Here is a 26,679-nt window from a genome sequence, read left to right as displayed (position 1 = left end):
TTGATTTTATTAAAACAGCAAAAAGCATTCCAATAATTTTACTATTCTAAATTTAAATCCATATTAGTTTCAGCATCTAATTCCTCATCTTCTTCTTTAGGACACTTAGCAATGCTTACAACCTCATCATTTTCAACATTAACAACAATTACACCACTTGTATTTCTACCTGCTTTTCTAATGCTTTGCATATCAACGCGTATCATCTTACCACTACTTGTTAATGCCATTAAATCCATACTTTCATCAACTATGACTATACCGATTAAATCTTTTGTTTTGGCAGTAAGTTTCATACAAATAACACCCTTACCACCTCTACTTTGAAGTCTATATTCTCCAGCATCAGTACGCTTACCTATACCTTTTGCACTTACGCTTAAGATTTCTTGAGCGTCATTTTCTATAACAACAGCACCCACAACCTCATCATCTTTTTCTTTAAATTTAATCGCAGTTACCCCTCTACTTACACGGCCAATCTCTCTAACTTTAGCAAGTGGGAATTTAATGCACATACCTTTTTTAGTAACCGCAAAAAGCATTTTACCAACGATAGTATTATCAAGCTCTTCATTAGGTTCAAGCATTTCATTTTCTAAATTTTCTTCATAATTTTGTTCTTGAGTTTCATTTTCATCCCTTGCTACGATAATTGCAGTAACAAGTTCATCATTTTCATCTAGATTAATCGCTTTTACACCCACGCTTCTAATGTTTTGATATTCACTTAAATTTGTGCGTTTTACGATACCATTTTTAGTAAAGAAACACAATGATTTACTTTCATCAAAATCAGTGGTTGGAATAATTGCCATGATTTTTTCATCTGCTTGTAGATTAATGAGATTAACCACAGCTTTGCCTTTAGCAGTTCTACTTCCTTCAGGAATTTTATAAACCTTAAGCCAATAAAGCTGTCCACGATCAGTAACAAACATCAAGGTATCATGTGTATTTGCCGTAAAGAAACTTTCTATAAAATCATCATCATAAGTTGTAACTGCAACCTTGCCTTTACCACCGCGTTTTTGTTTTTCATATTGCTTACTTGGAACACGCTTAATATAGCCACGATGAGTGATAGTAACTACCATATTTTCATTTGGTATTAAATCTTCTATATCAATATCATCATAGTCATCTTCAATTTGAGTAATTCTTGGTACATCAAATTTTGTTCTGATTTCTTTTAACTCATCTTTGATTAAATTTTCAAGCAAAGTTTCGCTTTTTAAAATTTGATCAAGCCTCTCTATTTCTGCTAATAATTCCCTTAATTCGTTATCAATTTTTTCTCTCTCAAGACCTGTTAAACGGCCTAATTTCATATCTAAAATAGCATTAGATTGAAGCTCACTTAGACCAAATTTTTGCATTAATAAATTTTTAGCCGTTGGGTTATCAGGAGAGTTTTTAATCAAAGCTATCACTTCATCAATATTATCTAGTGCAATTTTTAAACCTTCTAAAATATGTGCTCTAGCTCTAGCTTTTTGCAACTCATAAATAGTTCTTCTAATAATTACAGTTTTTCTATGATTTAAGAATAAATTTAAAAGCTCAATTAAAGAAAAAACTTTTGGCTCTTTATTATGTATAGCAAGCATAATCACACCAAAAGTACTTTCCATAGTGGTAGATTTAAAAAGATTATTTAACACAATCTCACTCATAGCATCGCGTTTTAGCTCAATTACCACGCGAATTCCTTCTCTATCACTCTCATCTCTAACTTCAGCAATACCTTCGATTTGTTTTTCTTTGGCAAGTTCAGCGATTTGCTCTATTAATCTTGCTTTGTTAGTTTGATAAGGAAGTTCATCTATAACGATAATATCTTTATTAGCTCTTTTTTCTATATGGGTCTTTGCTCTTACTTTTACCCTACCACGACCTGTGCGGTATGCTTCTATAATACCTTTTTTACCAAAGATAATACCGCCGGTTGGAAAATCAGGTCCTTTAATAAATTGCATTATTTCTTCTAAACTTGCGTTTTTATTATCAATTAAATAAAGCAAACCATCAATAAGCTCATTTAAGCTATGCGGAGGAATATTAGTAGCCATACCTACTGCAATACCACTTGAACCATTAAGCAATAAATTTGGGACCCTAGCAGGTAAAACATCGGGCTCACTCATAGAATCATCATAATTTGGTATAAAATCAACCGTATCTTTTTCTATATCGCGCAAAAGCTCTTCAGCTAAAATCGTCATCCTAGCTTCAGTATAACGCATCGCAGCAGCGCCATCACCATCAATAGAACCGAAGTTTCCTTGTCCATCTACGCTTGGATAACGCATAGAAAAATCTTGCGCCATTCTTACTAAAGCATCATATACAGCTGTATCACCATGTGGATGATATTTACCGATTACATCACCCACTATACGCGCTGATTTTTTGTATGCACTACGACTTCCAACACCTAAATCATTCATAGCATATAAAATTCTTCTATGAACAGGTTTAAGCCCATCTCTAGCATCAGGCAAGGCGCGGCCTATAATAACACTCATAGAATAATCTAAATAACTACTTTTTATAGAACTTTCTATATCTATATTTTCAATATCTGAATCTTTAGTAAAAATATTTTCCATAAAAATCCTTAAAATTAATGCCTATATTGTATCAAATTTTGCATTAGCCAAAACTAAAGCAAAAAGCACTTCAATATTATTTTTTTCTAAAAGCTCTTTTGCCTCTAATAAACTTAATCCAGTAGTTATCACATCATCTACTAAAACTACAGGATATTTTGGACGCTTTAAAAGCTTATAAGATCTTTTATTATCTTTACGAAATTTCAAACTTTTACCACTATATTTAAATTCTGAACTAGCTTGCAAGGTGTGATACATAGGTTTTATAAATTTAGTATTTAAGTATTTAGTTAAAATAGCAGTATGAGAGTAATTTTTATATGTTTTATCATCTAAAGCTATAGCATTAATTTTACAAGATGGTTGAAAAAAATCCTCAAATTTAGCAAAACTCAATTTTGCTAAAGCATTTAAAACAAAATAGCCTTGAAATTTGTGTTTAAAATAAATCAAATGCTTAATTTGCTCATATTGATAAAAATAATAAACTTTAAAATTTCCCTCAAGTTCTCTTATACCTAAAGAATATTCTAAAAGCTCTTCCTTGCAAGCTGGACAAAAACTCGCAAAGGAAAATCCATGGCAATTAAAACACCTCACAAAGAGCTGATAATATCTGCAGATTTATTAGCCACTTGTTTTATAAGAAGCTGAGTGAAAAAAGGTAGATCTTTGATATTATAAAAACCTTTAACTTCTTGTTTGGTTTTAATATTAATAGTTTTATTGGTATTAATATCTTTTAGTGTCAATTGACTAGCAATAATTGAAAATAAAGAATTAGAATCAAATTTAGAATAAAAATCATTAAAACTTAAATCTACTCTTAAAACATAAGGAGAATCTTGTGTATCTTCTACTACAACTATACCTCTATTTTCTAATTCTTCTTTTAAAAACACATAAAAATAATAGTTGAAATTTTCATTGATGTAATAATTACTTCCATTAGAAGAAGAATATTTTAAATTCTCATTTAAATCATATACCCTATGAATATAAACTTTTTTTAAGGAAGCACTTTTATCAATTGTTCTTTTATTTGTGCAATACTTAAGTCCCACATCACTAATATACACAAGGCCTTTAATTTTTGCTTCATATGCTTTAGAATCAGAAGGATTATAACATTGTGCTTGAATTTTTATAAGCTCATTAACTTTTGCAACACTTTGATTTTTAGAATTTACAGCACATGCACTAAAAAATAAAGCTAAAACAAATACAAATACTTTTTTTAACATCTTTTTTCCTTAGAATCATCTTTATTATTTTATGATTTTTAATTAGCAAAAATTATACCAAAAACAAATAAATTTTACTAAAACTTACTTTTTTTCACACAAGAATAATTTTATTGAAAAAATTTTATACAAAAATTGATATTTAAAAGAAAATTCATTTAGAATATGTTACAAAACTGCAATATTTTAAAGGAGTTGTTAAATGAGTTCAAATACAAAAACACTTATAGTCGTTGCTGATTTAGTGTTATTTATCGCTTTGCTTTATTTTTCCCCTTTTGGTGAAACTAAAGTAAACCAAGGTTTATCTTTGTTAATTTTTATTGCCGTTTTATGGCTTAGTGAGGCTTTGCATGTTACTATTACAGCTATTTTAGTACCTGTTTTAGCTGCTATTTTGGGATTACTACCCACCGCTAAAGCTTTAACAGGTTTTGCTGATTCTAATATCTTTTTATTTTTTGGTGGTTTTGCTTTGGCCGCAGCTATGCATCATCAAAAATTAGACAAACTTATTGCACATAAAATTTTAACATTAGCAAAAGGGCATTTAGGCCTTTCTAGTTTGTATATTTTTATCACTACTGCATTTTTATCCATGTGGATGAGTAATACCGCAACAGCAGCTATGATGCTTCCGCTTGCTATAGGTATGTTAGCTTCACTTGATCCGCAAAAAGATAGAAATACTTATGTTTTCATCCTTTTAGGTATAGCTTTTAGTGCGAGTATAGGTGGTATAGGCACCATAGTAGGAACTCCACCAAATGCAATCGTTGCCACTCAATTACACATTACTTTTGCACAATGGTTAAAATACGGAATTCCTATTGTTTTAATTTTCCTACCTGCAATGATTTTAATTTTATACTTTATGTTTAAACCTAAATTTAATCTACAAGTTGATTTACATACTGAAAATATAGAACTTACAAGACCTAGAATCATCACTTTAATAATCTTTTTAGTCGTTGCACTATCTTGGATTTTTAGTGGTAATATCAGTCCTATCATCACAAGTATTTTTGGACACAAAATAGCAAATCTTGATGCAATTATTGCTTTATTGGCTGCTGTTTTAGTATGTGCTTTTAAAGTAATTGATTGGAAAAATATACAAAAAAATACCGATTGGGGTGTATTAATGCTCTTTGGTGGAGGTATCACTCTAAGTGTAGTATTAAGAGATTCTGGCGCTAGTAAAGTAATGGCTGATACTATCATTTCATTTATAGAAAATGGACATTTATTTATTATAGGTTTAATTGTGGCATTTTTTATAGTATTTTTAACTGAATTTACCTCAAATACTGCTTCAGCAGCCTTACTTGTGCCTTTATTTATCTCTATAGCAGATACTTTAGGCGTTCCTGCTTTAGGACTTGCTTTAATCATTGCTATTGGTGCTTCTTGTGCTTTCATGCTACCAGTTGCTACACCACCAAATGCTATAGTTTTTGGTACAGGACATATTAAACAACAAGAAATGGTAAAAGTTGGGATTATATTAAATATCTTTTGCTCAATCGCACTTGCAGTAATTGCATACTTTTTCTGGCTATAATCTTTTAGTCCTTTTGGACTAAAAGATCTTTACACTTTAAAACATAGTTTTTTACATCTTTACTTTTATACAAAGCTTCTCTTATACATACGCCTGCTAAATTTAAATCTTTTAAATGATTTATAGTTTGGATATTTATCCCACCTATAGCATAAATGGGTATTTTTGAAACTTCTAACAAATCTTTTAAATTTTTTATACCCTTTGGTGTTAAATCAGCCTTACATGAGCTTTCAAATACATGTCCGAAAAAAGCATGATTTACTTTAAACTTATAAGCTAAATCTAATTCTTCTTTAGAATGGACAGAAGTACCCAAAAGCTCAAATTTTTTATAACTTTGTGGGTAATTTTGTAAAATTATTAAGGGAGCATGAAAAAATTGATGATTTAATTTTAAACAAGCTTCATAATGATAATGCAAAAAGCAAATTTTTTGAGTTTTATTAAAAATTTTTAATACTTCTTTGGCTAATTTAGTATATTCTAACTCATCCAAATGTTTTTCTCTAAGCACTAAAGCATCAATACTACTTTGACTTAGTTTTTCAATAAAATTTAAAAAATCTCCTTGGGTATTTTGACTATCGCTAATAGCAATGATTTTTTTATCCCACATAAATACTATCGCTCATTATAGCTTGTAAATTTGCATTTTTTAACATAACTAAAACCTCATCAACACTACGCATATCACTAATTTGAAACTGATCATCACCTTTTTTATCACCTTGGTGCTCACCTACCCCCACGCTTACACCTGCACTCATTTTAGTAGCTCCAAGTTTAATAACCCCGTCTCTAAATCCTGCTCTTTCACGCGTAGAAATCGTAATACTCGCAAAAGGTAAAAATAATCTATAAGCACATAAAACCTGCAAAAGCCTTGTTTCACTTACATCTTTTGGATGAATTTTTTTATTATTGATAATAGGTCTTAATCTAGGGATAGATAAAGCTATTTCAGCATGAGGGTATTTTTGCTGTAAAAAATACGCGTGTAAAGCCGTAGCAAAAGCATCTTTTCTAAAATCATCCACGCCAAGTAAAGCTCCAAAAGCAACCCCTCTCATACCTGCTTTTAACGCTCGCTCTTGTGCATGAAAACGATACTCAAATACACTTTTTTCACCTTCAATATGAATTTTAGAATAAGTTTTTTGATTATAAGTTTCTTGATAAACACTTACATATTCACAACCCTTTTCATGAAGCAATGTATACTCATCTACATTCATAGGATAAACTTCAATTCCCACGACCTTAAAATACTCTTTTGCTATCTCACAAGCTTTGGCAAGATATTCTACGCTAGCATATTCCCTGCCCTCACCTGTTAAGAGTAAAATTTCTTCCAAGCCACTTTTTTTAATCTCTTGCATTTCTTTGTGAATTTCAGCCTCGTTTAGCTTAGCTCTTTTAATATTATTTCCTTTTTGAAATCCACAATAAGTACATTTGCTATTGCAAAAATTAGAAAGATATAAAGGCGTAAAAAGCAAAATGGAATTTCCAAAATATTTTTGAGTAATCTTGCTTGATTTTTGTGCTAAATCTTCTATAAAATCTTCTGCTGCGCTTGAAAGCAAAGCTTTCAAATCTTCTATGTTAAGATAATCTTTAACTAAAGCTTGTTTTACATCAAAAGCGCTAAATTTACTTTCATCAAAATTTTTAACTTCTTTTAAAACCTTAGTTAAAATCTCACTTTCAATACTTTGCATATGAGGATATTTTTGCATTTTAATCTCTTAAAAAACCACTCAAAGGCGAGCTTGCACTTGGCGTACTTTCATTTGCTATACCTGCTAAATACGCATTATATCCTGCCTCTATAGCTAACGCAAAAGCCTTTGCCATTTTTGCTACATCTTTAGCTTGAGCTATGGCGGTATTTGCCATCACTGCACTTACTCCCATTTGCATGGCTTCACAAGCTTGTGCTGGATTTCCTATACCTGCATCTACTATAATAGGTAAGCTAATTTCATTAAGTAAAATTTGTATAAATTCTTTAGTTTTTAAGCCCTTATTGCTTCCTATAGGAGCTCCAAGAGGCATTATAGCAGCAGCTCCCGCATTAGCCATAGCACGCGCTGCATATAAATCAGGATACATATAAACTAAAGGTGTAAAACCCTCATTTGCTAAAAGTTCTACTGCTTTTATACTTTCATAATTATCCGGTAATAAATATTTACTATCGCTAATTACTTCGACCTTAATCATATCTCCACAACCAAGCTCTCTTGCAAGTCTTGCTATACGCAATGCCTCATTAGCATTTCTTGCACCTGAAGTATTTGGTAAAAGCTTAATATGCTTTGGGATAAAATCAAGTATATTTTCTATACCTTTATCATTTACCCTACGCAAAGCTAAGGTGATAATCTCAACTTTTGCTTCTTCAATGGCTGATTTTATAAGCTCAAAAGAAAATTTCCCAGAACCTAGAATAAACCTGGAATTAAACTCATATTTTCCTATTTTTAATTTTTCCATTACTCGCTCGCTAAAAGTTCTAGAACTAAATTTGCTTGATGTCCTGCACAAATATTTACACGCGGTGCCATAAGTCCATTACCTACTTTTGCCTCGTTTTTTAAATCACCACAAACATAAAAGTTTTTTGCAATTTTTCTTGTTTGTATGCTGTTGCTATCGCCATATCCTGCTAAGCCAGAAGCACAAATTAATGTTTTTTGAGGATAGTGTTGATGAAAATTTTGCGCTAAAAGCGCTTTATATTTTGCACTATCAAAGGCTTCACAAACTATATCATCATTTGTAAAAAGTTTGGCTATATTTTCTTTTTCTATTTTTAAAACTTGTGCAAATACTTCTATAAAAGGATTAATTTTAGCGATTTGATCTTTTAAAGCTTCAGCCTTAAATTTACCCAAATCTTCCACCATATAAGCTTGACGGTTAAGATTACTTGGCTCAACCACATCAAAATCAATCAAATGAAGCCTACCAATCCCGCTTCTTGCTAAATTTATAGCTATATGCGAACCAAGTCCACCAAGTCCACACACTGCCACACTTGCCTTTTTAAGCTTATCATGAAGTTTTGGAGTATGTCTTGCCCTCATCATCGCATCAAGAGCTTCATATGGTGGTAAAGTATTTTTTTCTATACAAAAAAGCTCATCATTTTCTTTTAGCTCCAAACTTTCTTTTGTTGCAAAACCATTGACTATCCATACATCATTTTCATTTTTACTCACACTTTGAAAAAATTCCAAAGTGTTTTTAAAATGCGTGTTTATCATACTACCATTAAATTTAATTCTCATCAACCACCACCTACAAAAGTAACAATCTCTACTTTATCATTTTCTTTTAAAATCAAATTTTCAAATTTATCCCTTGGGATAATTTCTCCGTTTAATTCTAAGGCAATAAATTCTATTTTTAATTGTTTTTCTTGAACATAGTCCATGAATTTAAGCTCTTTTAACTCAAACTTTTGCCCATTGATAATCATTTAAAACCTTTATTTATTTTACTTAAAATACTTACTCACTTACATTATTATAATTAAATCTTAAAATAATAGCTTCTTTTATCTCTCCAATATCAATAGCATCTTCTAAATTATAACCAAATCTCAAAAGTAAAATTTCCAAATCTTTTTTAAATTTTATTTTTGTAGGTTTATTATGATAGGTTTCATTTCTAGCTTTTCTTATTTGGCTTAGTTTTGTTTTAAGATGTTCTTTGGTGCCAAAACTTGGTAAGACTTGATTTTTATATATTTTTTTATCTTTAAATATATAAGCAAATTCACTCCAATGATCTATTAATATCTCTTCTAAATCAATCAGACAAAAATCATCAAAAATTTGCCAAGTGCTATTATATTCATCTATTTTTTGACATCTCTTTTTAACTTTTTTTAAAAGACTTTTTAAAGCAGGATTAAAAGCCTCTTCGCTAGATTTAAACCAATCATCATCTAACTTATTATACAAATTTGCTATTTTTACTGCTAAAGTACTTCTTAGAGCATTTTCATAACATTGTAAAAGTAAAAAATTTGCTTGATGATTTTTGCGTCTTTTGGAATAAATTTTCATAATTAACTCAAACAAATCTTCACATTTTTGATTTTTTTCTAAAATCTTTTGTGCTTCTTTGCAAGCTCCCCACAAATATCCAAAATGCAAAACATTAATCCCTTTTATCATTCTAAATTTAAAATCACATTTCAATTTAAAATTGATAAATAGCTTTTCTATTTTTTCATAGCTACTTACATCAAGCTCAAAAGACATTTTACTTCCTATTAACTCCATTTTAAAAAATTAATGATATAATTTTAGAAGTTTAGAGGGCTAACTTGCCGGTAGCTGCAAGGTACTCTTAAATGAGAGGCTACTCTAAATTCCTATTACATCCATGCTTTTCCTAGTTAAAATTCTCTAATAAATCTTTAAAAATTAAATACAATTTTTCAAGCTCTTCTATACTCACTCTTTCATCAATTGCATGAATTCTATCATTACACACGCCAAATTCTACCACCCTCACACCAAACTCAGCAAAATATCTCGCATCACTTGTACCACCTTTGGTGTTAAGTTCTGGCACTACTTGAGTAATTTTTTGCACACTCTCATTTAGTTTTTGTACGATTTTAGAATCACTTTGTGTTAAAAAAGGATTTGAACTTTGATTTATGCTCAACTCATAATCAAGTCCTTCACAAGTCTTTTCTACATAAGCTTTTACATCTTCTAAGCTAGTTTGTGGAGAATTTCTTACATTAAACATCAATTTTAAATCATTTGGGGTTACATTACACACTTCCATACCACCGCGTATATCAGTAATAACGATTTTAGATGGTGCAAATACCTCATCGCCTGGATCAAGATCAAAACCTGCTAAAAATTTCAAAGCAAAAGCAAAATTATGCACAGGATTAATGCATTTTTGCGGGTATGCTACATGGCCTTGTTTGCCTTTGATAAGCAATTTTGCATTGATAGAACCACGACGCCCTATTTTAATACTATCTCCAAATTTTTTATCACAAGTTGGCTCAGCAACCACAGCAAAATCAGGTAGCATATCTTTTTCTTGCATAAATTTAAGCACTTCAAGCGTGCCAAATTTAGCCTCGCCTTCTTCATCGCTTGTTAAAATCAGTGAAATTCTTCCTTTGAAATTTTCTACCTCCTTAACTGCACACATAAAAGCAGCCACGCCACTTTTCATATCTTGTGCACCTCTTACATAAATAAACCCATCTTTTTCTAAAGGCTCAAAAGGATCACTGCTCCAACCCTCTCCTGCAGGCACTACATCTACATGCCCGCCAAAAGCTAAATGCTCACCATCATCACTAAATTTTTTAGTCAGCAAAAGATTTTTCACACCTTCTTTTTCTATAAAAAAAGCTTCAAAATCACTTAACTCCACTGCAATATAATTTAATGCTCCATCATCATCTGGGGTGATGGATTTAAATTTGCTCAATTCTTTAAAAATTTCAACTACTTGCATGTTCTATCCTATAAAAGCTTTATACAGCATAGAAAGAGCAAAATACTCTAAAATAAATGCTGAAAAAAGATTAATGTAAAATATATGTTTGTTTTTTACAAGTGCTTTGAATTTAGACACAAAAAACGATAGAGTAAAAATCCAAAACACAATAAAACCAACCAAACCAAAAAGCAAGGCAAAAGAGTTTTTACTCTGCATGCTAAGAGCCCTGCTACACTCACCCAAAAGCCTATAACATAAGGATTTGTAACATTTAAGAAAAATCCTTTGCTAAAACCTTTTAAAGGATGTGTTTTATTTACCTTGTTAAGATCGACTTTTCTTGTTTTTCTTAGCATTAAAAATACCATAAAACTCAAAAAGAAAAAGCCAAAAACCGCTAGTATTTTATAAAAAAATTCATTATTTGCAAAGCTTAAAAGCTCAAGATTAATCAAAATCAAAAAAAGTATATCAGCACTTAAAGCACCGAGCCCAACGCAAAAAGCATTTTTAAAAGAAGACAAAGCAGTATTTAAGATCAAAATATTTACAGGTCCAAAAGGCACAGACACACCCATACCTAAAACTATACCTTGTAAGATTACTTCTAGCATTTTGCTTCCAAGAAATTTTCTATATCGGTTTTGATTTTATCAATAGCCGTGCAAACATCTTCTATATAAACTTTTGTGAAATTACTTTCTAAATATTTATCCTCATCAAGATTGTTTAATATACTTTGCTTGCATACTCTTGCATACTCTCCCACGGGTAAAACCTGCCCGCTTGTGCCTATACATACAAATAAATCACAATTTTGTAATTTTTCATATAAAATTTTATAATTTGGTGCCATTTCTTCAAACATCACGATATTGTGCCTTACACTTTTGCTTTGACATTTAGGACAAATTTTATCATCACTACTTTCATAGTCTATGTTAAAAATATTTTCACACTCTAAACACCTAAGCTCAGGTAAAAAGCCATGCAAATGCACCACTTCTTCACAACCTGCTCGCTCTAATAAATCATCTACATTTTGCGTTAAAATGCTAATTTGTTTTGGAAATTTTTGTTTTAATAAAGCGATGATTTCATGTGCGTGATTTGGCTTAACACTAGCTAGTTCTTTTCTTCTTTTATTATAAAATTCCAAAACTTTTTTAGGATTTTTTCTAAAGCCAGTTGCAGAGCAAACTTCCATCACATCATGCTCTTCCCAAAGCCCACCGCTAGCTCTAAAAGTCTTTATACCACTTGGAGCAGACAAACCTGCCCCGCTTAAAATCATCACTTGTTTCATTATTAAACCTTGTTTAAAAGAGTAACAAAAAAATATTAAATTTAAGTTTTATTTTTTAAAGATAGCTTTGATATAATATCCAAAAAGGATAATTATGAAAATAATAATGTATCACTACATAAGAGAAAAAGTAAAAAAATTACCTAATTTTAGATATTTACATATTGAAAATTTTAAAAAACAATTAGATTTTTTTGAAAAAGAATTTGGATTTGTAAACCTTGAAGAATTTTTATTTTTAAAAGAAAATCCATTGTTTTGTAATAAATTAAAAAATAAAATTCTATTAACCTTTGATGATGGACTTAAAGATCATTATAATTATGTCTTTAACGAACTTACAAAAAGAAAGCTTTTTGGTATATTTTTTGTTCCTACTCGTATATTTAAACAGAAAAAAGCACTAGATGTTCATAGAATACATTATTTACTTGGAAAAATGGGGGGGGGGATTTTATTAAACACTGCCTATAATATTATAAAACCAAGCATGTTAAAAAGATCTTCTTTAAAACTTTTTAAAAACTATTATCAAGAATTGGATGATGATAAAAGTACAAAAGACTTTAAACTCTTATTTAATTATTTTATAAAACCAGAATATAAAGAAAAAATTTTAGATCAAGTTATTACAAATTTTTGGAATGATGATGAAATTTTTGATAATTTATATTTAAGTAAAAATGAATTGAAAACAATGAGTGATAATGGTATGTTGATAGCTAGCCATAGCTTTACCCATTTAAGCTTTAAAACATTGAACATATATAACCAAAAATATGAGCTAAAATCCTCTATAAATTTTTTAAACTCTTTTATAAAACCACCAATACAAATATTTTCTTATCCCTATGGAGAAAGCACCTCTTATGCAAAAAGATGGCTTAAAAAATATAATTTTGATTTTGCTTTTAGCTCCATACCTTCAAAAGATATTAACTACAAAGACTTAATTAATAATCCTTTTGCTCTTCATAGGTATGATTGCAATGAGTTTATATATGGAAAGGCTAACTATGGTTGAAATCCGTTTTGCAAAATTAGAAGAAGCAAACAAAATAATGGAATTTATAAAAAATCATTGGAATAAAAATCATGTATTTGCCTATAATAAAGAAGTGCTTGATTTTCAGTATTTAGATAAATACAATCAAAGGTATAATATTGTTTTGGGATTAGAAGATAATATTATTCAATCTATATTAGGCTTTACCTTACTTAGTCAATATGATAATAAACTCGAAGCCAACAAAGATTTATGGTTTGGAATTTGGAAAAGCATTAAACCTACATTTGGATTAGTATTAATTAAATTTCTACTAGAAACTTTAACACCAAAATCAATTGGAAATGCTGGATTATCAGAGTATGGTATAAAATATTATAAACTTTTTTTATATGATAAAATAGAACCACTTAAGCATTTTTATATTAAAAATGATAAAAAAAATATTTTTTATATGGCTGATTTTGCAAATTCTCCATCGATATGTAACTTAAAAAATATTAATTTTACATATAAAATTTTAAATGCAGAAGAATTCATAAAATCAAATATTAAATTTAATTTTATACCTTATAAATCCAAAAAATACTTTATAAACAGATACTACAACAACCCTTTTTACAAATATCAATTTTTGGGAATATTTGAAAAATCTACACTAGAATGTATTTTTGTTACAAGAGAAATAAAAATACTTCAAGCAAAATGCATTAGAATAGTTGATTTTATAGGTAATTTTACAGAAAATATTTATAGTCTTTTTCAAGAATTTTTAATACAAAATGATTATGAATATATTGATTTTCTTTGCTATATTAACGATTTTTCAAAAATTACAAATATGGGATTTATAGAAAAAAATAAAGAAGTGATTACAAATTATTTTGAACCTTTTATTAAAGAAAATCAAGATATCTATTTTGCATATAAATGTAATAATAAAAACTATGCATTTTTTAAAGGTGATAGTGATCAAGATAGGATTAATAAATTATAATTTAACCACCTTAGCACCAAAACCACCTTGATTAATCGGAGCATCATTAAAGCTTTTTACACTTTTGTGGGCTTTTAAAAACTCTTTTACCGCAAAAGCTAGTTTTCCTGTGCCTATACCATGATAAACTATCACCTCATCAAAACCCACTATCAAAGCATCAGAGATAAATTTATCTAATCTTTCAAGCGCCTCATCACTTCTTAAGCCGTGTAAATCTAAAGTCATATTTAAAGCACTTGGACGGGTTATATTGACACTTGGTTTTACCTTTTGTGTAGGGTTTTGATTGCTTTTTTTAAGAAGCTTTAATGGCACACGCAAACTCAAACCATCACTTTGAATCATCGCGTCATTTTTTGAAATAGCTGTGATTTTACCTTTGATTTTTTCATATTTTACAAAATCCCCAACTCTAAGTTCTTCATTTTGCTCCATACTTGGTAAAACAATGCTTTTTTTAAGTTCATTAGCTTTGTTTAAACTTCTTTGTTTTTCTTTAATATCTTTTAGATTTATCGTTTTTTTAGCTTCTTCTATGGCTTTGTGGTATTTAAATTCTAAATTAGAAACAAGCTTTTTAAATTCTTGCTCATTTTTTTCTTTTTGATCTTTAAGTAAAAGTAAAATTTCATCTACTTTGACTTCTTTTTTTTCAAGCTCTTCATTTTTCTTGCGTAAAGAAAGTTCAAGATTGATATTTTTACTTACCATTTCTTCTAAATTTTCTTTATCTTCTCCATAAAGCTTTTTAGCATTTTGCACTAAATTTGCACTTATGCCATATCTTAAAGCCGTTTCAAATGCATAAGATTTACCTATAGTGCCTTTTAAAAACTCATATTTTGGACGTGATAATTCCTCATCATACAAAGCAGCGATAAGTTCTACTTGTGAATTTTTAGCCAAAAGCATAGCAAGGCGTTTATGGTGGGTTGTGATGATGATTTTATTATCTTGTTCTAAAAGCTTAGAAATAAGCTCAGTATATAAACACGCAGCTTCTTCAAAATCTGTTCCAAGCTCTATCTCATCAACCCCTAATAAAACATTTTTCTTACCTAAAAGCTTAGAAAAATGCAACATCCTTCCTGCAAAAGTAGAAATATCATTTTTTACATTTTGTGGATCTTCTAAAATCGCATCAAATTCTTTGAAATTCCCTATTTGGCTTTTTTGTGCGTTAATTTTCATAGGAAGTAAATGCTTTGCAAGTAAAGCTGCACTTAAAATTCCTTTTAAAAGCATAGACTTACCACCTGCATTTACACCCGTGATGATTAAAACTTTTTTATTAAACTCTATATTAACACTTTTTGCATTTTTTAAAGCCGGATGTGCGAAGTTATATAAACTTAAATTATTAGAACTATCAGCTAAAACAAACTCATAATCATGTTTTTTAGCCATCAAAACTCTAGCGCTATAATGATCAAATAAATCAAAAGCATTATTGATAAATTTCAAAAACATCAAATTTTTATAAAAAATCAAGCTGATTTTTTTAGCATACTCATAAAAAATTTCTTCTTTAGCATCTTTGATTTCATCTATTTGACTTTGGATTTTTTCTACGCTTAAAGGCACCACATAAAATCCACCGCCACTACTTCTACCTATGATTTTTGCTTTTAAGACATGATTAAACCCACCGCGTAAAAGCAAGGCCTCCATACCATTGATAAGATGGATTTGCGTATCAATCAAATATGCACTAAGATTTTTAGTATATGTGAGTTTTTTAAACTCAGCTACCAAGCTTTCTTTTTTTATCTTTAGAGCTAAATTTAGATTAACAAGTCTTTCATCAATACTTTCTTTAATCTCACCCTTTTCATCAAAATACTCAAAAAGTTCTAAAATAGCTTGTGGAATTTCTATTTTTAAAAGCCATTCTTTTAAGCTTTCTTCAAATTTTAAGCCCTTTAAGTATCTAAAATACATACAGATTTTAATAAATTCAAAGCTTTGACTTAAATGCAAAATTCCTTGCTTGCTAAGATGAGTTAAAGCACTATTTAGCCCTTCTATCATAGGTGGAGGATTAAAATCAATCAACGAAAGTTCATTGATTCTTTTATAATGAAGCTTACTATCACCTTGTAAAAAAATTTCTTTATCTCTTGCAAAAAGCCCCCTAAAGTCTTCTATATAGCCATCTAAATCTAGCTTTTTAAAAAATTGCTCTTGCATTATTTATCTACCTTGCAATCTTTTATATCAAAAACATAGGCTTTAAATTGTTTATTTTTACCATTTGAAATAAAACTTTGCGTTCCATGTTCAAAGTTAAAATACTCTTTAGTGACATTAATATCTTTGCAAATTAGACTTTGTCCTTGTAAGAATGCATTGAGCGTTTCTTTTTTTAAAATACCACTTCTTGTGGCACTTAACTCAAATTTAATCGCAAAAGCAATCATCAAAATCAACACTAAAATCAAAAGATAATTGCTAATCTTGCCTATTTTTTTACGTAAAAAAACAAAAAAAAGTAAAATCGCAAAAAAAGCTAGGACATATAAAAAAATCTTAAACATACTTGCCCCTGAGCTTTGTGCTTATATCTCCTGCACCAAAACCAATTACCAAGCCATTTTCAATCAACTCATCATCAAGATAAATAGCACTTTCTTCTCTTTTGATTTCTTTTATAAATTTAGCTTTTGGAAAGTATTTTTGCATATTAATCTCTATTTTAGCTTCTCCTGCTGCATACACAGGTAAAATATAAAGCTCATCAACATTTGCTAAAACCTCGCTAAAATACTCTATATTTGCACTTAAACGCGTATAACGATGAGGCTCAAAAATAGCTATGATTTTTTTATATCCAGCTAGCCTTGCATACTCACTTGCTGCTTTAAGTGTTGTTTTGATTTCTGTTGGATGGTGTCCATAATCATCAATCAAAGTCATATTTTCATTTGCAAACAAAATATCAAATCTTTTTTTAATCCCTTGATATTTTAAAAGCTTAGTTTTTAGCTCTTCTATATTTATAAATTCACTCGCAGCCAAAATAGCCAAAGCAGCGTCCATCGCCACATGCTCACCCATACCAAAAACGCTAAATTCGCCTAAATCTTTAAGCGTAAAATAGGTTTTTGGCTTAAAATTTTCCACTTTCATATAAATATTTGTGATATCTTTGCTTGGGTAAAGCTTTTTTGCATTATTTAAATTTAAACTTGACAAAAACTCATCTTCAGCATTAATCACTTGAATTTTAGGCAAACGCAAAAAGTCTTCATAAGCTTTGTATAATTTTGAAAGATCATTTCCATAATGATCTAAATGTTCTGCTTCAACATTAGTCACTATAGCTAAATAAGGATTTGAGTTCAAAAAAGAACTGTCACTCTCATCAGCTTCAAAAATAAGATTTTCGCTTTCTTTATAAAGCATATTGGTGCCACTTTCTTTTAGCACTGCACCAATAATAACAGAAGCTTCTATCAAGCTTGCTAAAATGCTTGAAGTCGTGCTTTTACCATGGGCTCCCGCAACTGCAAAAACTCTTTTGTCTTTTAAAATCATAGGCAGGGCTTCTTTTCTTGAAAGCGTTGTGATGTTTTGTTTTTTTGCGCTGATTAATTCTTCATTATCTTCTTTGATAGCAGCTGAATACACCACTAAATCCACATCTTTGACATTGTCTTTATGATGAGGAATTTTTATATTTATGCCTTCTTTTTCTAATTCTTTTGTGATTTTACTTTCTTTGATATCAGAACCACTAATCTTAAAGTCTTGTTCTTTTAAAAATCTCGCCAAAGCTGAAATTCCAATACCGCCTATACCTATAAAATGAATTTTTTGCATTTTTGCCTCAAATTTTTTGAAAATTTAAGGCAAAATTCTATCATTTGTTTACTAAAAATAAAATATAAACTTTTTAATGAGTATTTATTTTATCCTGATATAAATCACATAACCACATCAAAATATTTACACAATCTTATATAAATTATTAATACTAAAACTACTTTATATTTAATTTAGTATTAATATAACAATATTAAAATAAAAATATTAAGTTTAAATTAATTTAAAAAAATAAAATTGCAAAATATTTTATAAATAAATAAGGAGTAAAATTTGATCAATCCACTAAAAGTTTTTAGCACTATAAATCTAGTGTGGCTTATAAGACATTATGTGTTTGCAGCATGTGTTTTTTTATTTTACCACTCCACTATCTAGCAGCATTTCATTTTTTATTATGTTAGGAATTTATTATTTCCTTTTGCATGTTTTGCATGGGAAGAACTAAAAAACATACTGCTTGGAGATAATGTATTTTTTATTAATGCTCTTTTTTTAATCATTACAAAAATCGTTATAAAATTTTTATTATTTATGCTTGCCTTGCCAATTGGAATAATAGGATTTCCAATTCTTTGGCTTATAGTTAATAAACAAAATAGTTAAATCCAAATTTACTATATTAAATTGTTAATTCTAACAAATTATACTTTATATTAAAAGTATAATTTGTGTTTTAAAATATAAATTATTCTTCGTAATTTTTTATAAGCTTATCAAAACCCCATAAATTTCTAGCTTCATTTGCCTTACTAACTTCCACTACAAGCATTTCTTCTTGATCGCCAAGTTGCTCTTGCACTTCGCCAAAAGCATTAATAAAAAAGCTATCTCCATAAAATTTCCACTCATTTTCTTGCTTTAAATTACCTATACGATTAACCCTTAAAATGCTTGTTGAGTTTAAAAAGGCTCTTGTTTTTAAAAGTTCTAGCCATCTTTGATTACTTTCAAAGGTGCTAGCTGTGGGAATGATGACTAAGTCTATCTTTTTTTTCATGATCATTTGCCAAAAGATATCAAAATGTGCCTCAAAGCCAAAAAGCAAAGCACATTTTAAGCCCTCATGTGTGAAAGTAAAAAGTTTAAGCTTATCAGCTTTTTTATTGTTAAAAAATTTTTCTTCATTCCAGTGTGCATAAGGCATTAAAATTTGTTGCTCATACACTTTTACATTTTGTGGACCTACTTTTAAGCATAGTTTTTTTAAACCATCATTTTCAACACTTATGAAAGGTGCAATAATATTTAAATCATATTTTTTAGCAAGTTTTATCAAGCTTGCTTTTTTACTTTGACTTTGTTCTTTGATCATACTTTTTGGCATAGTTTTTAGCTCACTAAAAAAGCTATTTAAAACATACTCGCCCAAAACCACCAAATTCGCACCACTTTCCTTAGCAGCTTTTAGATAATAATCAAGCCTTGATTCACTCAAAGCCAAAGTGGGAAATTGTAAAGCTACAACACTACTCATCTACTTGCTCGATTTCTAATTTAGCATTTTCAAGCATAGTTCTTGCTTGCTTGATACTTTTTAAACCTTCTTTATAAATTTCTACGCAAGTTTTAAGGTCCAAATCTTTATCATTAAGTTTCTCCAAAGAAAGCTCAGCTTGTTTGATATGATCTTCAAATTCCATTAATTACTCACCTTATAATTTGGTGCTTCAGCAGTGATAGTTACATCATGCACATGGCTTTCTTTTAATCCTGCTGCGGTGATTTCTACAAATTCAGCTCTTTCTTGGAAAGCTTTGATATCTACTGCACCTACATAACCCATAGAAGATCTAAGCCCACCTAAAAGTTGATGTACTACACTTTTTATACTTCCTACATAAGGCACCCTACCTTCAATACCTTCAGGTACAAGTTTATCTTGAGCTGTACCTTCTTGGAAATATCTATCTGAACTACCTTTTTGCATAGCACCTAAGCTTCCCATGCCACGATAACTCTTATATTGTCTTCCTTGATAAGTAAATAACTCACCTGGACTCTCATCAGTTCCTGCCAAAAGTGAACCTATCATCACACTACTTGCTCCTGCTGCGATAGCTTTTGCAATATCGCCTGAGTATTTTATACCCCCATCAGCGATTACTGGCACGCTGTATTTACTCGCTTCTATTGCGCATTCATCTATAGCTGAAATTTGAGGTACACCCACACCTGAAACAATACGAGTGGTACAAATACTACCAGGTCCTATACCTATCTTAACAGCGTCTGCACCTGCTTCACATAGATCTTTAACTGCTTTAGCACTTGCAACATTTCCTACTATCACATCTACATTAAATTCAGCCTTAATTGCTTTTAATGTATCAATAATCCCTTTAGAATGTCCATGCGCACTATCCATTACTATAACATCAACTTCAGCTTCTACTAAAGCCTTTACGCGATCAAGCTGACCCACACCCACGGCTGCAGCCACTCTTAATCTTCCATAAGCATCTTTATTTGAATTTGGATATTCTTTGCGTTTTTTCAAATCTTTTATAGTGATTAAACCTTCTAAGCGATTATTTTCATCTACGATTGGAAGTTTTTCTACTTTATTAGTAGAGAAAATCCTTTCTGCATCATCTAAAGTAGAGCCTTTTTTAGCAGTGATTAAAGGCATTTTTGTCATTACATTTTCTACTAAATTATCAAAGTTAGTTTCAAATCTTAAATCGCGATTAGTTAAAATTCCTATTAAAATTTTATTCTCATCTACCACAGGAACGCCTGAAATTCTATATTCAGCCATGAGTTCTAGCGCTTCTTTAACACTTGCTTTAGGCCCTATATAAATAGGATCCATAATCACGCCACTTTCACTTTTTTTAACTCTTTTTATCTCTCTAACTTGTGAAGCTATGTCCATATTTTTATGGATTACCCCTATGCCACCAAGCCTTGCCATCATAATAGCTGCTCTATGTTCAGTAACTGTATCCATAGCAGCTGAAATCAAAGGCATATTTAAGGTGATATTTTTTGTAAGTCTTGTTTTAATATCTACTTCTTTAGGTAAAACCTCAGAATATTGAGGGACTAGTAAAACATCTTCAAAAGTCAAAGCGCGTTTTATGATTTTCATAATTTTTCCTTTATTTGTTTTTGATAATTTCTTCCAAGCTCAAAGCACCATCTAATAAAGTTTGCTCATCATAAGCTTTGCATATAAGCTGAGCAGAAATACTAAGTCCATTTTCATTTTTTCCTACTGGCACACTAATGCCACCAAGTCCTGCTAAATTCACTGAAATAGTAAATACATCTTCTAAATACATTTGCACTGGAGTTTTTATATCGTTAAAACCAAAAGCAACGCTTGGAGCAACTGGCATAAAAATCAAATCACAATCGTTTAAAATTTCTTCATATTTTTGCTTGATAAATCTTCTAGCCTTTTGTGCTTTGATGTAGTATGCATCATAATAGCCACTACTTAAAACAAAGGTTCCTAGTAAAATTCTTCTTTTTACTTCCTCACCAAAACCTTCACTTCTGCTATTTACATACATTTGGCTAAGATTGTCACATTTTTCACTTCTTCTACCATATCTTACGCCATCATAACGGCTTAAATTTGCACTTGCTTCAGCTGCTGCTATGATATAATAAGCCGCAACATCAAATGTAGAATCCATTAAGTCTTTATAAACAATCTCATGGCCATTTGCTTTTAACATATCTATGGTTTTTAATAAGGCTTGTTTTACATCATCATTAGTTTGCTCTATATAGTTTTTGATCACAGCTATTTTTAGCTTTTTATTTGCATTTAGTTTTGGCGTAGTTGGCTCAAAAGCTATGTTTACACTCGTGCTATCTTTTTCATCATAGCCTGCAATAGCATCATATAAAATTGCAGCATCTTCAACATTTTGCGTTAAAACTCCTATTTGATCAAGGCTTGAAGAATACGCTGCTAAACCATACCTGCTAACTCTTCCATAACTTGGCTTAAACCCAACACAACCACAAAAAGCAGCAGGTTGCCTTACTGAACCACCTGTATCTGAACCCAAACTTGCTAAAGCTATCCCTGCAGCAACCGCAGCAGCACTCCCCCCACTACTTCCACCTGGAACTTTAGTATTATCAAGCGGATTTAAAGTCTTACCATAAAAAGAAGTTGCACTTGTACTTCCCATAGCAAACTCATCCATATTACATCTTCCAAATGGAGTAAAATTATTTTTGCGTAAATTTACAATAGCGCTTGCATCATAAGGAGCCACATAGCCTTGTAAAATTTTAGAACCACAAGTTAATTCCCAATCTTTTACACTAATATTATCTTTTATAGCTACTGGTACGCCAGTACCTGAAGTGCTTAAGTCTTTATTTAAAAACTGCTCTACATAAGCACCTAAATGCTTTTGCTGATGTGCTTTTTCATTTAATTCTTTTTTTAGATTTTCTAATTCTTCATTTGAAAATTTCAAAGCTTCTTTTAAAGTTACCATTATTTATCCTTAAATTTTTTAACCAAATAAAACAAAAAAAGCGTGATAAATAAAAAGCTCAATAAAGTAATCACTACCACGCTAAAAGGTAAAGCTTGCTCAAACATTTTTTGCTTTTTCCACACTATTACATCTTGGACATAAACATTCTTCTTCTTTTGCTAAAAATTTCCAACATCTTGGACACTTGTGCAATAAAGAACGCACTATTTTAAAACTATGATCATCTATTTTAAACTCACTCAAAGTTTCTTTATCATCTAAGCTTTCTACTGAGCTTACCATAAACCAATCAGCTACTTCTTCAATATCTTCACTCAAAAGCTCATTTGCACTTGTTTGCAAGCTTAACTCTAAGGTTGATTTGATGATTTTGTCTTTTTTTAATACATCAACAAGTTCAAAGAATTTTTCTCTTGATTTTATAAATAAATCATCTTCGATTTTATACTCATAATCAAAGCCATTTTTTAATACCAAATCAAAAACATCTTTAGCATTTTCTTTAATGGCCACATTTGCATGTTCTAAAGCTTCATCTATAGTGTAAGTTAAACTTGGAGCTAAAAGCGCAAAAAGTTTTCTAGCTATTAGCACCATAGCACTTTGCGCGCTTACTCTTTTTGTATCATCTTTTGCATTACAATATAATCTATCTTTGCACACATCTAAATAAATTCCACTTAAATCCGCACTTAAGAAATTTAAAAGCACACTAAAGCCTTTTGCAAATTCATATTTTTCAAAAGCAACTTCACATACTTCAAAAGCAACTTTTGCACGCATTAAAATCCACTTATCTAAAAGTGTGAAATTTTTTGTTTCTAAAAATTCCATATCATTAGTATTTGCAAGTAAAAATCTTATAGTATTTCTTATCTTTCTATACTGCTCGCTTACTTGTTTTAAGATATTATCTGAAATTTTTAAGTCTGTTGAATAATCACTAAGCATTATCCAAAGTCTTAAAATTTCTACCCCATAATTTTTAGCTACATTTTGAGGTAAAATCACATTACCCTTAGATTTACTCATTTTTTGACCCTTTTCATCTACGGTAAAGCCATGAGTAAGTATGTTTTTATATGGGGTTTTGTGATTGATCGCGGTAGAAATTAAAAGTGAGCTTTGAAACCATCCACGGTGCTGGTCACTTCCTTCAAGATACATTGAAGCTTGATATTCTCCTGCATCATATCTTGCTGAGTTTAATACTGCTTCCCAAGTGCTACCACTATCAAACCAAACATCTAAAATATTATAAACTTTTTCTAAATTATTTGGATCATATTTGCTATTTGGCGGTAATAAATCTTTTATTTCTAAATCCCACCACGCATCAGCTCCATTTGCTTCAAAAATTCCCACCAAATGATCTAAAACATCATCATCAAAAATCACTTCTTTGGTGTTTTTATCTCTAAAAAATGCGATAGGCACACCCCAATCTCTTTGTCTTGATATACACCAATCAGGGCGATTTTCTATCATAGAACTAAGTCTTTTTACCCCACTTTCTGGGTAAAATTTCACATTATTTAATTGCTCTAGTGCTAGCTCTCTTAAAGATTTTCCATCTAATTTTTTCTCATCCATTAAGATAAACCATTGTTTTGTAGCTCTATAAATAACCGGTTTATGTGTTCTCCAACAAAATGGATAAGAATGTATAAATTTAGAACTCTCAAGTAAAGCTTCGCCAAGCAATTCTAAAATACGCTCATTTGCTTTAAAAATATGAAGTCCTATAAACTCATTTAATAAATGCTCTGGCAAAAGCCCTTTAGCTCTTAGTGTTTCATCATAACACCCACCATCATCTACTGGCATAATCACTTCAATGCCATATTTTAAGCACGCATAATAATCATCCTCACCATGACCTGGTGCAGTATGTACAAGCCCTGTTCCACCTTCCATTAAAACATGATCGCCTAAAATAAGAGTGGATTTTCTTTGATTGAGTGGATTAATAGCACTTAAATTTTCAAATTCAACACCTAAAAGTTCTTTTTGAATTTTTCCTTGAGTGAAGTTTTTATTAATCATATTTTCAAGCAAGGCTTTAGCAAAAATATAACCTTCTTCAGTGATAACATATTTTTCATTTGGATTTAAAGATATAGCTTGATTTGCCGGTAAAGTCCAAGGCGTGGTAGTCCAAATGACTGCTTTAGCTTTTTTTACACCTAGCTTTTCAAGGGAAGTTTTATCAAGCTCAAAAGCTACAAAAATAGAATAATCTTCTTTGTCTTCATACTCTACTTCAGCTTCTGCTAATGCACTCTTAGCAGCCCAACTCCAAAAAACAGGCTTACTTCTTTCTAGCAAAAGTCCTTTTTTAGCGATTTTACATAAAGCTTTGTAAATATCTGCCTCAAAAGCATTTTTCATAGTCAAGTATGGCTCATCCCAATCAGCAATCACACCCAAAGACTTAAATTCATCTCTTTGGATATTTACAAATTCTCTCGCATGCTCTCTGCAAAACTCACGAATTTCTTTTTTGCTTAAACTTTGCTTTTTATCTTTAAGTTTAACTTCAACTTGCTGTTCTATCGGTAAACCATGACAATCCCAACCAGGAGTAAAACGCACTTTTTTACCTTGAAAATAATGCATTTTGATGATGATATCTTTTAAAATTTTATTTAAAGCATGGCCAATATGCAAATGTCCATTAGCATAAGGAGGGCCATCATGTAAAGTAAAACTCTCGCTTATTCCTTGTCTTTTTTGTTTCATTTTTTCATAAGCATAGTTGTTTTCAAACCACTTGCTAAAACGCTTAGGCTCAAGCTCTGCTAAATTTGCACGCATTGCAAAAGTCGTATTTGGAAGCAATAGCGTATCTTTATAATCCATATAATCCACCTTGAAAAATTTAAAAATAGTAAATTCTACTTAAAATACTTTTAATTTGCACTTATTTTTTTGTTATAATCGCAATAAAAAAAGGAAAATCATGAAACATCTCATCATCATTATAGGCAATGAAATTATTATTAATGAAAATTATATGCGTTATATACAAGAAGAATACAAAAAGCAGTTTTTAGAGCTTCATGAGTTAAAATTTATAAACAAACCTGATAAAGAACTTCCTTTTTTACTTGAAAAACTTTCTAAAGAATATAGCTATATAACCATTTTTAGCATTAGCGAATACTATGCAACCATAGCTAAGATCATAGCAACCTTAAATGATGATGTTTTAATCTTAGAAAATGATACCCTAATACCTTCAAAAGCTTTGCGTGAAAAAAATTCCTTTTTAAGTTCTTTTGAGCAATGCCATATTAATTTATTAAATATAAATATAGAGCAAAAATTGCCTTTGATTTTGCAAAATCCTGAACTTGACTATGCGTATTTTTGTCTTTTAGATATAGATGAAATGAGTGCAAATATCTTACTTAGCACACTTACTACTTCTTTTGAAATTCAAACTTGCTCAAGTGCATTATTAGATAATCTCATTTGTATTAGAGCAAGTGCTAGTCAATATGGAAAACTAGAAGGCTTTTTAAAAGGGGTTTTCAAACTTTTTGCAGGAAAAGTATTTTTAGGAAATGATCCTATTAAATTTATAGCCAAAAAACTTTTAGAAAAAAACTTAAAAATTTCCTTTGCAGAAAGTTGTACCGCAGGACTTTGTGCTTCAAAATTTGCTGAAAATTCAGGAATTTCTAATGTGTTTGAGGGTTCTTTGATCACTTATTCTAATCGTTTAAAAAATTCTTGGCTTGGGGTGAGCAATGATACTTTAGAAAGTGTTGGGGAATACTCTGATCGTTGTATTTATTTTATGTTAAAAGGGGTTTTTAAAACCACAAATTGTGATTTTGCTTTAGCGCTTAGTGGGGTAGCTGGAGAAGAAAATGATAAAAATACCAAAGCAGGCACCATCTACATAGGAGCTATGTATAAAGATGGAACCTTTTTACAAGAATGCATTCATATACAAGGCAATAGAAACTATACAAGAGAGCAAGCTAGTTTGGCTGCATATTGTTTAATGCTTAGATTAAAACCTGAAATTTTCTTTGGTGTTTAATTATAAAAGCGGTGTAGTTAAAAATACACCCCTCCACTTAAATACAATTTCATTCTATGTTCATCATCATATTTATACCGATGAACTGCTCTTG

The 26,679-nt window shown here is 30.3% G+C and carries 24 protein-coding genes; 4 read left to right on the top strand and 20 right to left on the bottom strand.

What is annotated here, in order from left to right; translation table 11 throughout:
* Window positions 1–41: 41 nt before the first annotated feature.
* From gyrA to mapA, 3 genes are read right to left on the bottom strand one after another with little or no spacing between them, the layout of a single operon-like run.
* Window positions 42–2,612: a DNA gyrase subunit A gene (gene gyrA / locus L8Y18_RS07260; RefSeq protein ID WP_258107955.1), complete on the bottom strand. Its 2,571-nt coding sequence runs from the start codon at window positions 2,610–2,612 to the stop codon at window positions 42–44.
* Between the two features lie 21 nt (window positions 2,613–2,633).
* The gene (locus tag L8Y18_RS07255) at window positions 2,634–3,215 is read right to left on the bottom strand and encodes a ComF family protein (RefSeq protein WP_263670380.1); all 582 of its coding nucleotides are present in this window, start codon (window positions 3,213–3,215) and stop codon (window positions 2,634–2,636) included.
* Window positions 3,212–3,859, bottom strand: a complete 648-nt coding sequence (gene mapA, locus L8Y18_RS07250) for an outer membrane lipoprotein MapA (RefSeq protein WP_263662964.1) — start codon at window positions 3,857–3,859, stop codon at window positions 3,212–3,214. Before mapA ends, L8Y18_RS07255 begins: the two co-directional genes overlap by 4 nt.
* 202 nt (window positions 3,860–4,061) lie before the next feature.
* Between mapA and L8Y18_RS07245 the strand changes: the two genes are divergently transcribed.
* Window positions 4,062–5,423, top strand: coding sequence for a DASS family sodium-coupled anion symporter (locus L8Y18_RS07245; RefSeq protein WP_133319807.1), 1,362 nt, complete (start codon window positions 4,062–4,064; stop codon window positions 5,421–5,423).
* Window positions 5,424–5,427: 4 nt separating this feature from the next.
* On the opposite strand, the gene L8Y18_RS07240 is transcribed toward L8Y18_RS07245, so the two are convergent.
* The 9 genes from L8Y18_RS07240 to L8Y18_RS07200 all read right to left on the bottom strand — a co-directional run bounded on the left by L8Y18_RS07240 (window position 5,428) and on the right by L8Y18_RS07200 (window position 12,228).
* Complete coding sequence (locus L8Y18_RS07240; protein WP_263661170.1) at window positions 5,428–6,042, bottom strand: thiamine phosphate synthase; 615 nt, start codon at window positions 6,040–6,042, stop codon at window positions 5,428–5,430.
* Complete coding sequence (gene thiH, locus L8Y18_RS07235) at window positions 6,032–7,165, bottom strand: 2-iminoacetate synthase ThiH (protein WP_263665058.1); 1,134 nt, start codon at window positions 7,163–7,165, stop codon at window positions 6,032–6,034. The genes L8Y18_RS07240 and thiH overlap by 11 nt, the downstream gene beginning before the upstream one ends.
* Window position 7,166: 1 nt before the next feature.
* Window positions 7,167–7,925: a thiazole synthase gene (locus L8Y18_RS07230; RefSeq protein WP_133319804.1), complete on the bottom strand. Its 759-nt coding sequence runs from the start codon at window positions 7,923–7,925 to the stop codon at window positions 7,167–7,169.
* Entirely contained in the window at window positions 7,925–8,725 is an 801-nt protein-coding gene (thiF, locus tag L8Y18_RS07225; protein ID WP_263665057.1) for a thiamine biosynthesis protein ThiF, read from the bottom strand. The genes L8Y18_RS07230 and thiF overlap by 1 nt, the downstream gene beginning before the upstream one ends.
* Window positions 8,722–8,913: a sulfur carrier protein ThiS gene (gene thiS / locus L8Y18_RS07220; RefSeq protein WP_263662968.1), complete on the bottom strand. Its 192-nt coding sequence runs from the start codon at window positions 8,911–8,913 to the stop codon at window positions 8,722–8,724. The genes thiF and thiS overlap by 4 nt, the downstream gene beginning before the upstream one ends.
* A gap of 31 nt (window positions 8,914–8,944) precedes the next feature.
* A complete protein-coding gene (locus tag L8Y18_RS07215; protein WP_263665056.1) occupies window positions 8,945–9,703 on the bottom strand; it encodes a CAAX protease in 759 nt (252 codons plus the stop codon).
* A gap of 133 nt (window positions 9,704–9,836) precedes the next feature.
* Window positions 9,837–10,937, bottom strand: coding sequence for a succinyl-diaminopimelate desuccinylase (gene dapE, locus L8Y18_RS07210; protein ID WP_263665055.1), 1,101 nt, complete (start codon window positions 10,935–10,937; stop codon window positions 9,837–9,839).
* A gap of 95 nt (window positions 10,938–11,032) precedes the next feature.
* Window positions 11,033–11,536, bottom strand: a complete 504-nt coding sequence (locus L8Y18_RS07205) for a LysE family transporter (RefSeq protein WP_412175796.1) — start codon at window positions 11,534–11,536, stop codon at window positions 11,033–11,035.
* Window positions 11,530–12,228 (bottom strand): SIR2 family NAD-dependent protein deacylase, encoded by a 699-nt coding sequence (locus L8Y18_RS07200; RefSeq protein ID WP_220567304.1) that lies wholly within the window; start codon window positions 12,226–12,228, stop codon window positions 11,530–11,532. Before L8Y18_RS07200 ends, L8Y18_RS07205 begins: the two co-directional genes overlap by 7 nt.
* A gap of 94 nt (window positions 12,229–12,322) precedes the next feature.
* On the opposite strand from L8Y18_RS07200, the gene L8Y18_RS07195 reads away from it, so the two are divergent.
* Entirely contained in the window at window positions 12,323–13,252 is a 930-nt protein-coding gene (locus tag L8Y18_RS07195; RefSeq protein WP_263661175.1) for a polysaccharide deacetylase family protein, read from the top strand.
* Entirely contained in the window at window positions 13,218–14,231 is a 1,014-nt protein-coding gene (locus L8Y18_RS07190; RefSeq protein ID WP_263665053.1) for a hypothetical protein, read from the top strand. Before L8Y18_RS07195 ends, L8Y18_RS07190 begins: the two co-directional genes overlap by 35 nt.
* Here the strand turns inward: L8Y18_RS07190 and L8Y18_RS07185 are convergent.
* The 8 genes from L8Y18_RS07185 to ileS all read right to left on the bottom strand — a co-directional run bounded on the left by L8Y18_RS07185 (window position 14,226) and on the right by ileS (window position 25,393).
* Complete coding sequence (locus L8Y18_RS07185) at window positions 14,226–16,424, bottom strand: endonuclease MutS2 (RefSeq protein ID WP_263676565.1); 2,199 nt, start codon at window positions 16,422–16,424, stop codon at window positions 14,226–14,228. The genes L8Y18_RS07190 and L8Y18_RS07185 overlap by 6 nt on opposite strands.
* Window positions 16,424–16,771 carry a hypothetical protein gene (locus tag L8Y18_RS07180; RefSeq protein WP_220567306.1) on the bottom strand — a complete coding sequence of 116 codons (348 nt, stop codon included), beginning with the start codon at window positions 16,769–16,771 and terminating at the stop codon, window positions 16,424–16,426. Before L8Y18_RS07180 ends, L8Y18_RS07185 begins: the two co-directional genes overlap by 1 nt.
* Entirely contained in the window at window positions 16,764–18,056 is a 1,293-nt protein-coding gene (gene murC / locus L8Y18_RS07175; RefSeq protein ID WP_263676564.1) for a UDP-N-acetylmuramate--L-alanine ligase, read from the bottom strand. The genes L8Y18_RS07180 and murC overlap by 8 nt, the downstream gene beginning before the upstream one ends.
* A 691-nt stretch (window positions 18,057–18,747) precedes the next feature.
* Complete coding sequence (locus L8Y18_RS07170) at window positions 18,748–19,536, bottom strand: carbon-nitrogen hydrolase family protein (protein ID WP_263659654.1); 789 nt, start codon at window positions 19,534–19,536, stop codon at window positions 18,748–18,750.
* Window positions 19,529–19,702 carry an exodeoxyribonuclease VII small subunit gene (gene xseB / locus L8Y18_RS07165; RefSeq protein ID WP_039628709.1) on the bottom strand — a complete coding sequence of 58 codons (174 nt, stop codon included), beginning with the start codon at window positions 19,700–19,702 and terminating at the stop codon, window positions 19,529–19,531. The genes L8Y18_RS07170 and xseB overlap by 8 nt, the downstream gene beginning before the upstream one ends.
* A complete protein-coding gene (gene guaB / locus L8Y18_RS07160; RefSeq protein ID WP_133319793.1) occupies window positions 19,702–21,153 on the bottom strand; it encodes an IMP dehydrogenase in 1,452 nt (483 codons plus the stop codon). The genes xseB and guaB overlap by 1 nt, the downstream gene beginning before the upstream one ends.
* A gap of 10 nt (window positions 21,154–21,163) precedes the next feature.
* Window positions 21,164–22,528 carry an Asp-tRNA(Asn)/Glu-tRNA(Gln) amidotransferase subunit GatA gene (gene gatA / locus L8Y18_RS07155; RefSeq protein ID WP_263659656.1) on the bottom strand — a complete coding sequence of 455 codons (1,365 nt, stop codon included), beginning with the start codon at window positions 22,526–22,528 and terminating at the stop codon, window positions 21,164–21,166.
* Window positions 22,529–22,627: 99 nt separating this feature from the next.
* A complete protein-coding gene (gene ileS, locus L8Y18_RS07150; RefSeq protein ID WP_263676563.1) occupies window positions 22,628–25,393 on the bottom strand; it encodes an isoleucine--tRNA ligase in 2,766 nt (921 codons plus the stop codon).
* Window positions 25,394–25,493: 100 nt separating this feature from the next.
* Here ileS and L8Y18_RS07145 point away from each other — a divergent pair, with 100 nt between their 5' ends.
* Window positions 25,494–26,585, top strand: a complete 1,092-nt coding sequence (locus L8Y18_RS07145) for a CinA family protein (protein ID WP_263676562.1) — start codon at window positions 25,494–25,496, stop codon at window positions 26,583–26,585.
* The last annotated feature ends 94 nt before the right edge of the window (window positions 26,586–26,679 follow it).

The sequence above is a fragment of the Campylobacter sp. CNRCH_2007_0968H genome, assembly GCF_025773245.1.
Taxonomy (GTDB): domain Bacteria; phylum Campylobacterota; class Campylobacteria; order Campylobacterales; family Campylobacteraceae; genus Campylobacter_D; species Campylobacter_D lari_D.
Note: the sequence above shows the minus strand (reverse complement) of the source record. Positions and strands in the feature narration are given on the sequence as shown.

What these genes read in the sequence shown, in the direction of transcription:
- L8Y18_RS07170 (WP_263659654.1), bottom strand. Translation starts at nt 19,536, where the DNA reads ATGAGTAGTGTTGTAGCTTTACAATTTCCCACTTTGGCTTTGAGTGAA.
- L8Y18_RS07145 (WP_263676562.1), top strand. Translation starts at nt 25,494, where the DNA reads ATGAAACATCTCATCATCATTATAGGCAATGAAATTATTATTAATGAA.
- L8Y18_RS07215 (WP_263665056.1), bottom strand. Translation starts at nt 9,703, where the DNA reads ATGTCTTTTGAGCTTGATGTAAGTAGCTATGAAAAAATAGAAAAGCTA.
- L8Y18_RS07180 (WP_220567306.1), bottom strand. Translation starts at nt 16,771, where the DNA reads ATGTTTAAGATTTTTTTATATGTCCTAGCTTTTTTTGCGATTTTACTT.
- xseB (WP_039628709.1), bottom strand. Translation starts at nt 19,702, where the DNA reads ATGGAATTTGAAGATCATATCAAACAAGCTGAGCTTTCTTTGGAGAAA.
- L8Y18_RS07240 (WP_263661170.1), bottom strand. Translation starts at nt 6,042, where the DNA reads ATGTGGGATAAAAAAATCATTGCTATTAGCGATAGTCAAAATACCCAA.
- thiS (WP_263662968.1), bottom strand. Translation starts at nt 8,913, where the DNA reads ATGATTATCAATGGGCAAAAGTTTGAGTTAAAAGAGCTTAAATTCATG.
- mapA (WP_263662964.1), bottom strand. Translation starts at nt 3,859, where the DNA reads ATGTTAAAAAAAGTATTTGTATTTGTTTTAGCTTTATTTTTTAGTGCA.
- thiH (WP_263665058.1), bottom strand. Translation starts at nt 7,165, where the DNA reads ATGCAAAAATATCCTCATATGCAAAGTATTGAAAGTGAGATTTTAACT.
- L8Y18_RS07245 (WP_133319807.1), top strand. Translation starts at nt 4,062, where the DNA reads ATGAGTTCAAATACAAAAACACTTATAGTCGTTGCTGATTTAGTGTTA.
- L8Y18_RS07190 (WP_263665053.1), top strand. Translation starts at nt 13,218, where the DNA reads ATGAGTTTATATATGGAAAGGCTAACTATGGTTGAAATCCGTTTTGCA.
- guaB (WP_133319793.1), bottom strand. Translation starts at nt 21,153, where the DNA reads ATGAAAATCATAAAACGCGCTTTGACTTTTGAAGATGTTTTACTAGTC.
- murC (WP_263676564.1), bottom strand. Translation starts at nt 18,056, where the DNA reads ATGCAAAAAATTCATTTTATAGGTATAGGCGGTATTGGAATTTCAGCT.
- ileS (WP_263676563.1), bottom strand. Translation starts at nt 25,393, where the DNA reads ATGGATTATAAAGATACGCTATTGCTTCCAAATACGACTTTTGCAATG.
- L8Y18_RS07200 (WP_220567304.1), bottom strand. Translation starts at nt 12,228, where the DNA reads ATGAAACAAGTGATGATTTTAAGCGGGGCAGGTTTGTCTGCTCCAAGT.
- L8Y18_RS07195 (WP_263661175.1), top strand. Translation starts at nt 12,323, where the DNA reads ATGAAAATAATAATGTATCACTACATAAGAGAAAAAGTAAAAAAATTA.
- dapE (WP_263665055.1), bottom strand. Translation starts at nt 10,937, where the DNA reads ATGCAAGTAGTTGAAATTTTTAAAGAATTGAGCAAATTTAAATCCATC.
- L8Y18_RS07230 (WP_133319804.1), bottom strand. Translation starts at nt 7,925, where the DNA reads ATGGAAAAATTAAAAATAGGAAAATATGAGTTTAATTCCAGGTTTATT.
- gatA (WP_263659656.1), bottom strand. Translation starts at nt 22,528, where the DNA reads ATGGTAACTTTAAAAGAAGCTTTGAAATTTTCAAATGAAGAATTAGAA.
- gyrA (WP_258107955.1), bottom strand. Translation starts at nt 2,612, where the DNA reads ATGGAAAATATTTTTACTAAAGATTCAGATATTGAAAATATAGATATA.
- L8Y18_RS07185 (WP_263676565.1), bottom strand. Translation starts at nt 16,424, where the DNA reads ATGCAAGAGCAATTTTTTAAAAAGCTAGATTTAGATGGCTATATAGAA.
- L8Y18_RS07205 (WP_412175796.1), bottom strand. Translation starts at nt 11,536, where the DNA reads ATGCTAGAAGTAATCTTACAAGGTATAGTTTTAGGTATGGGTGTGTCT.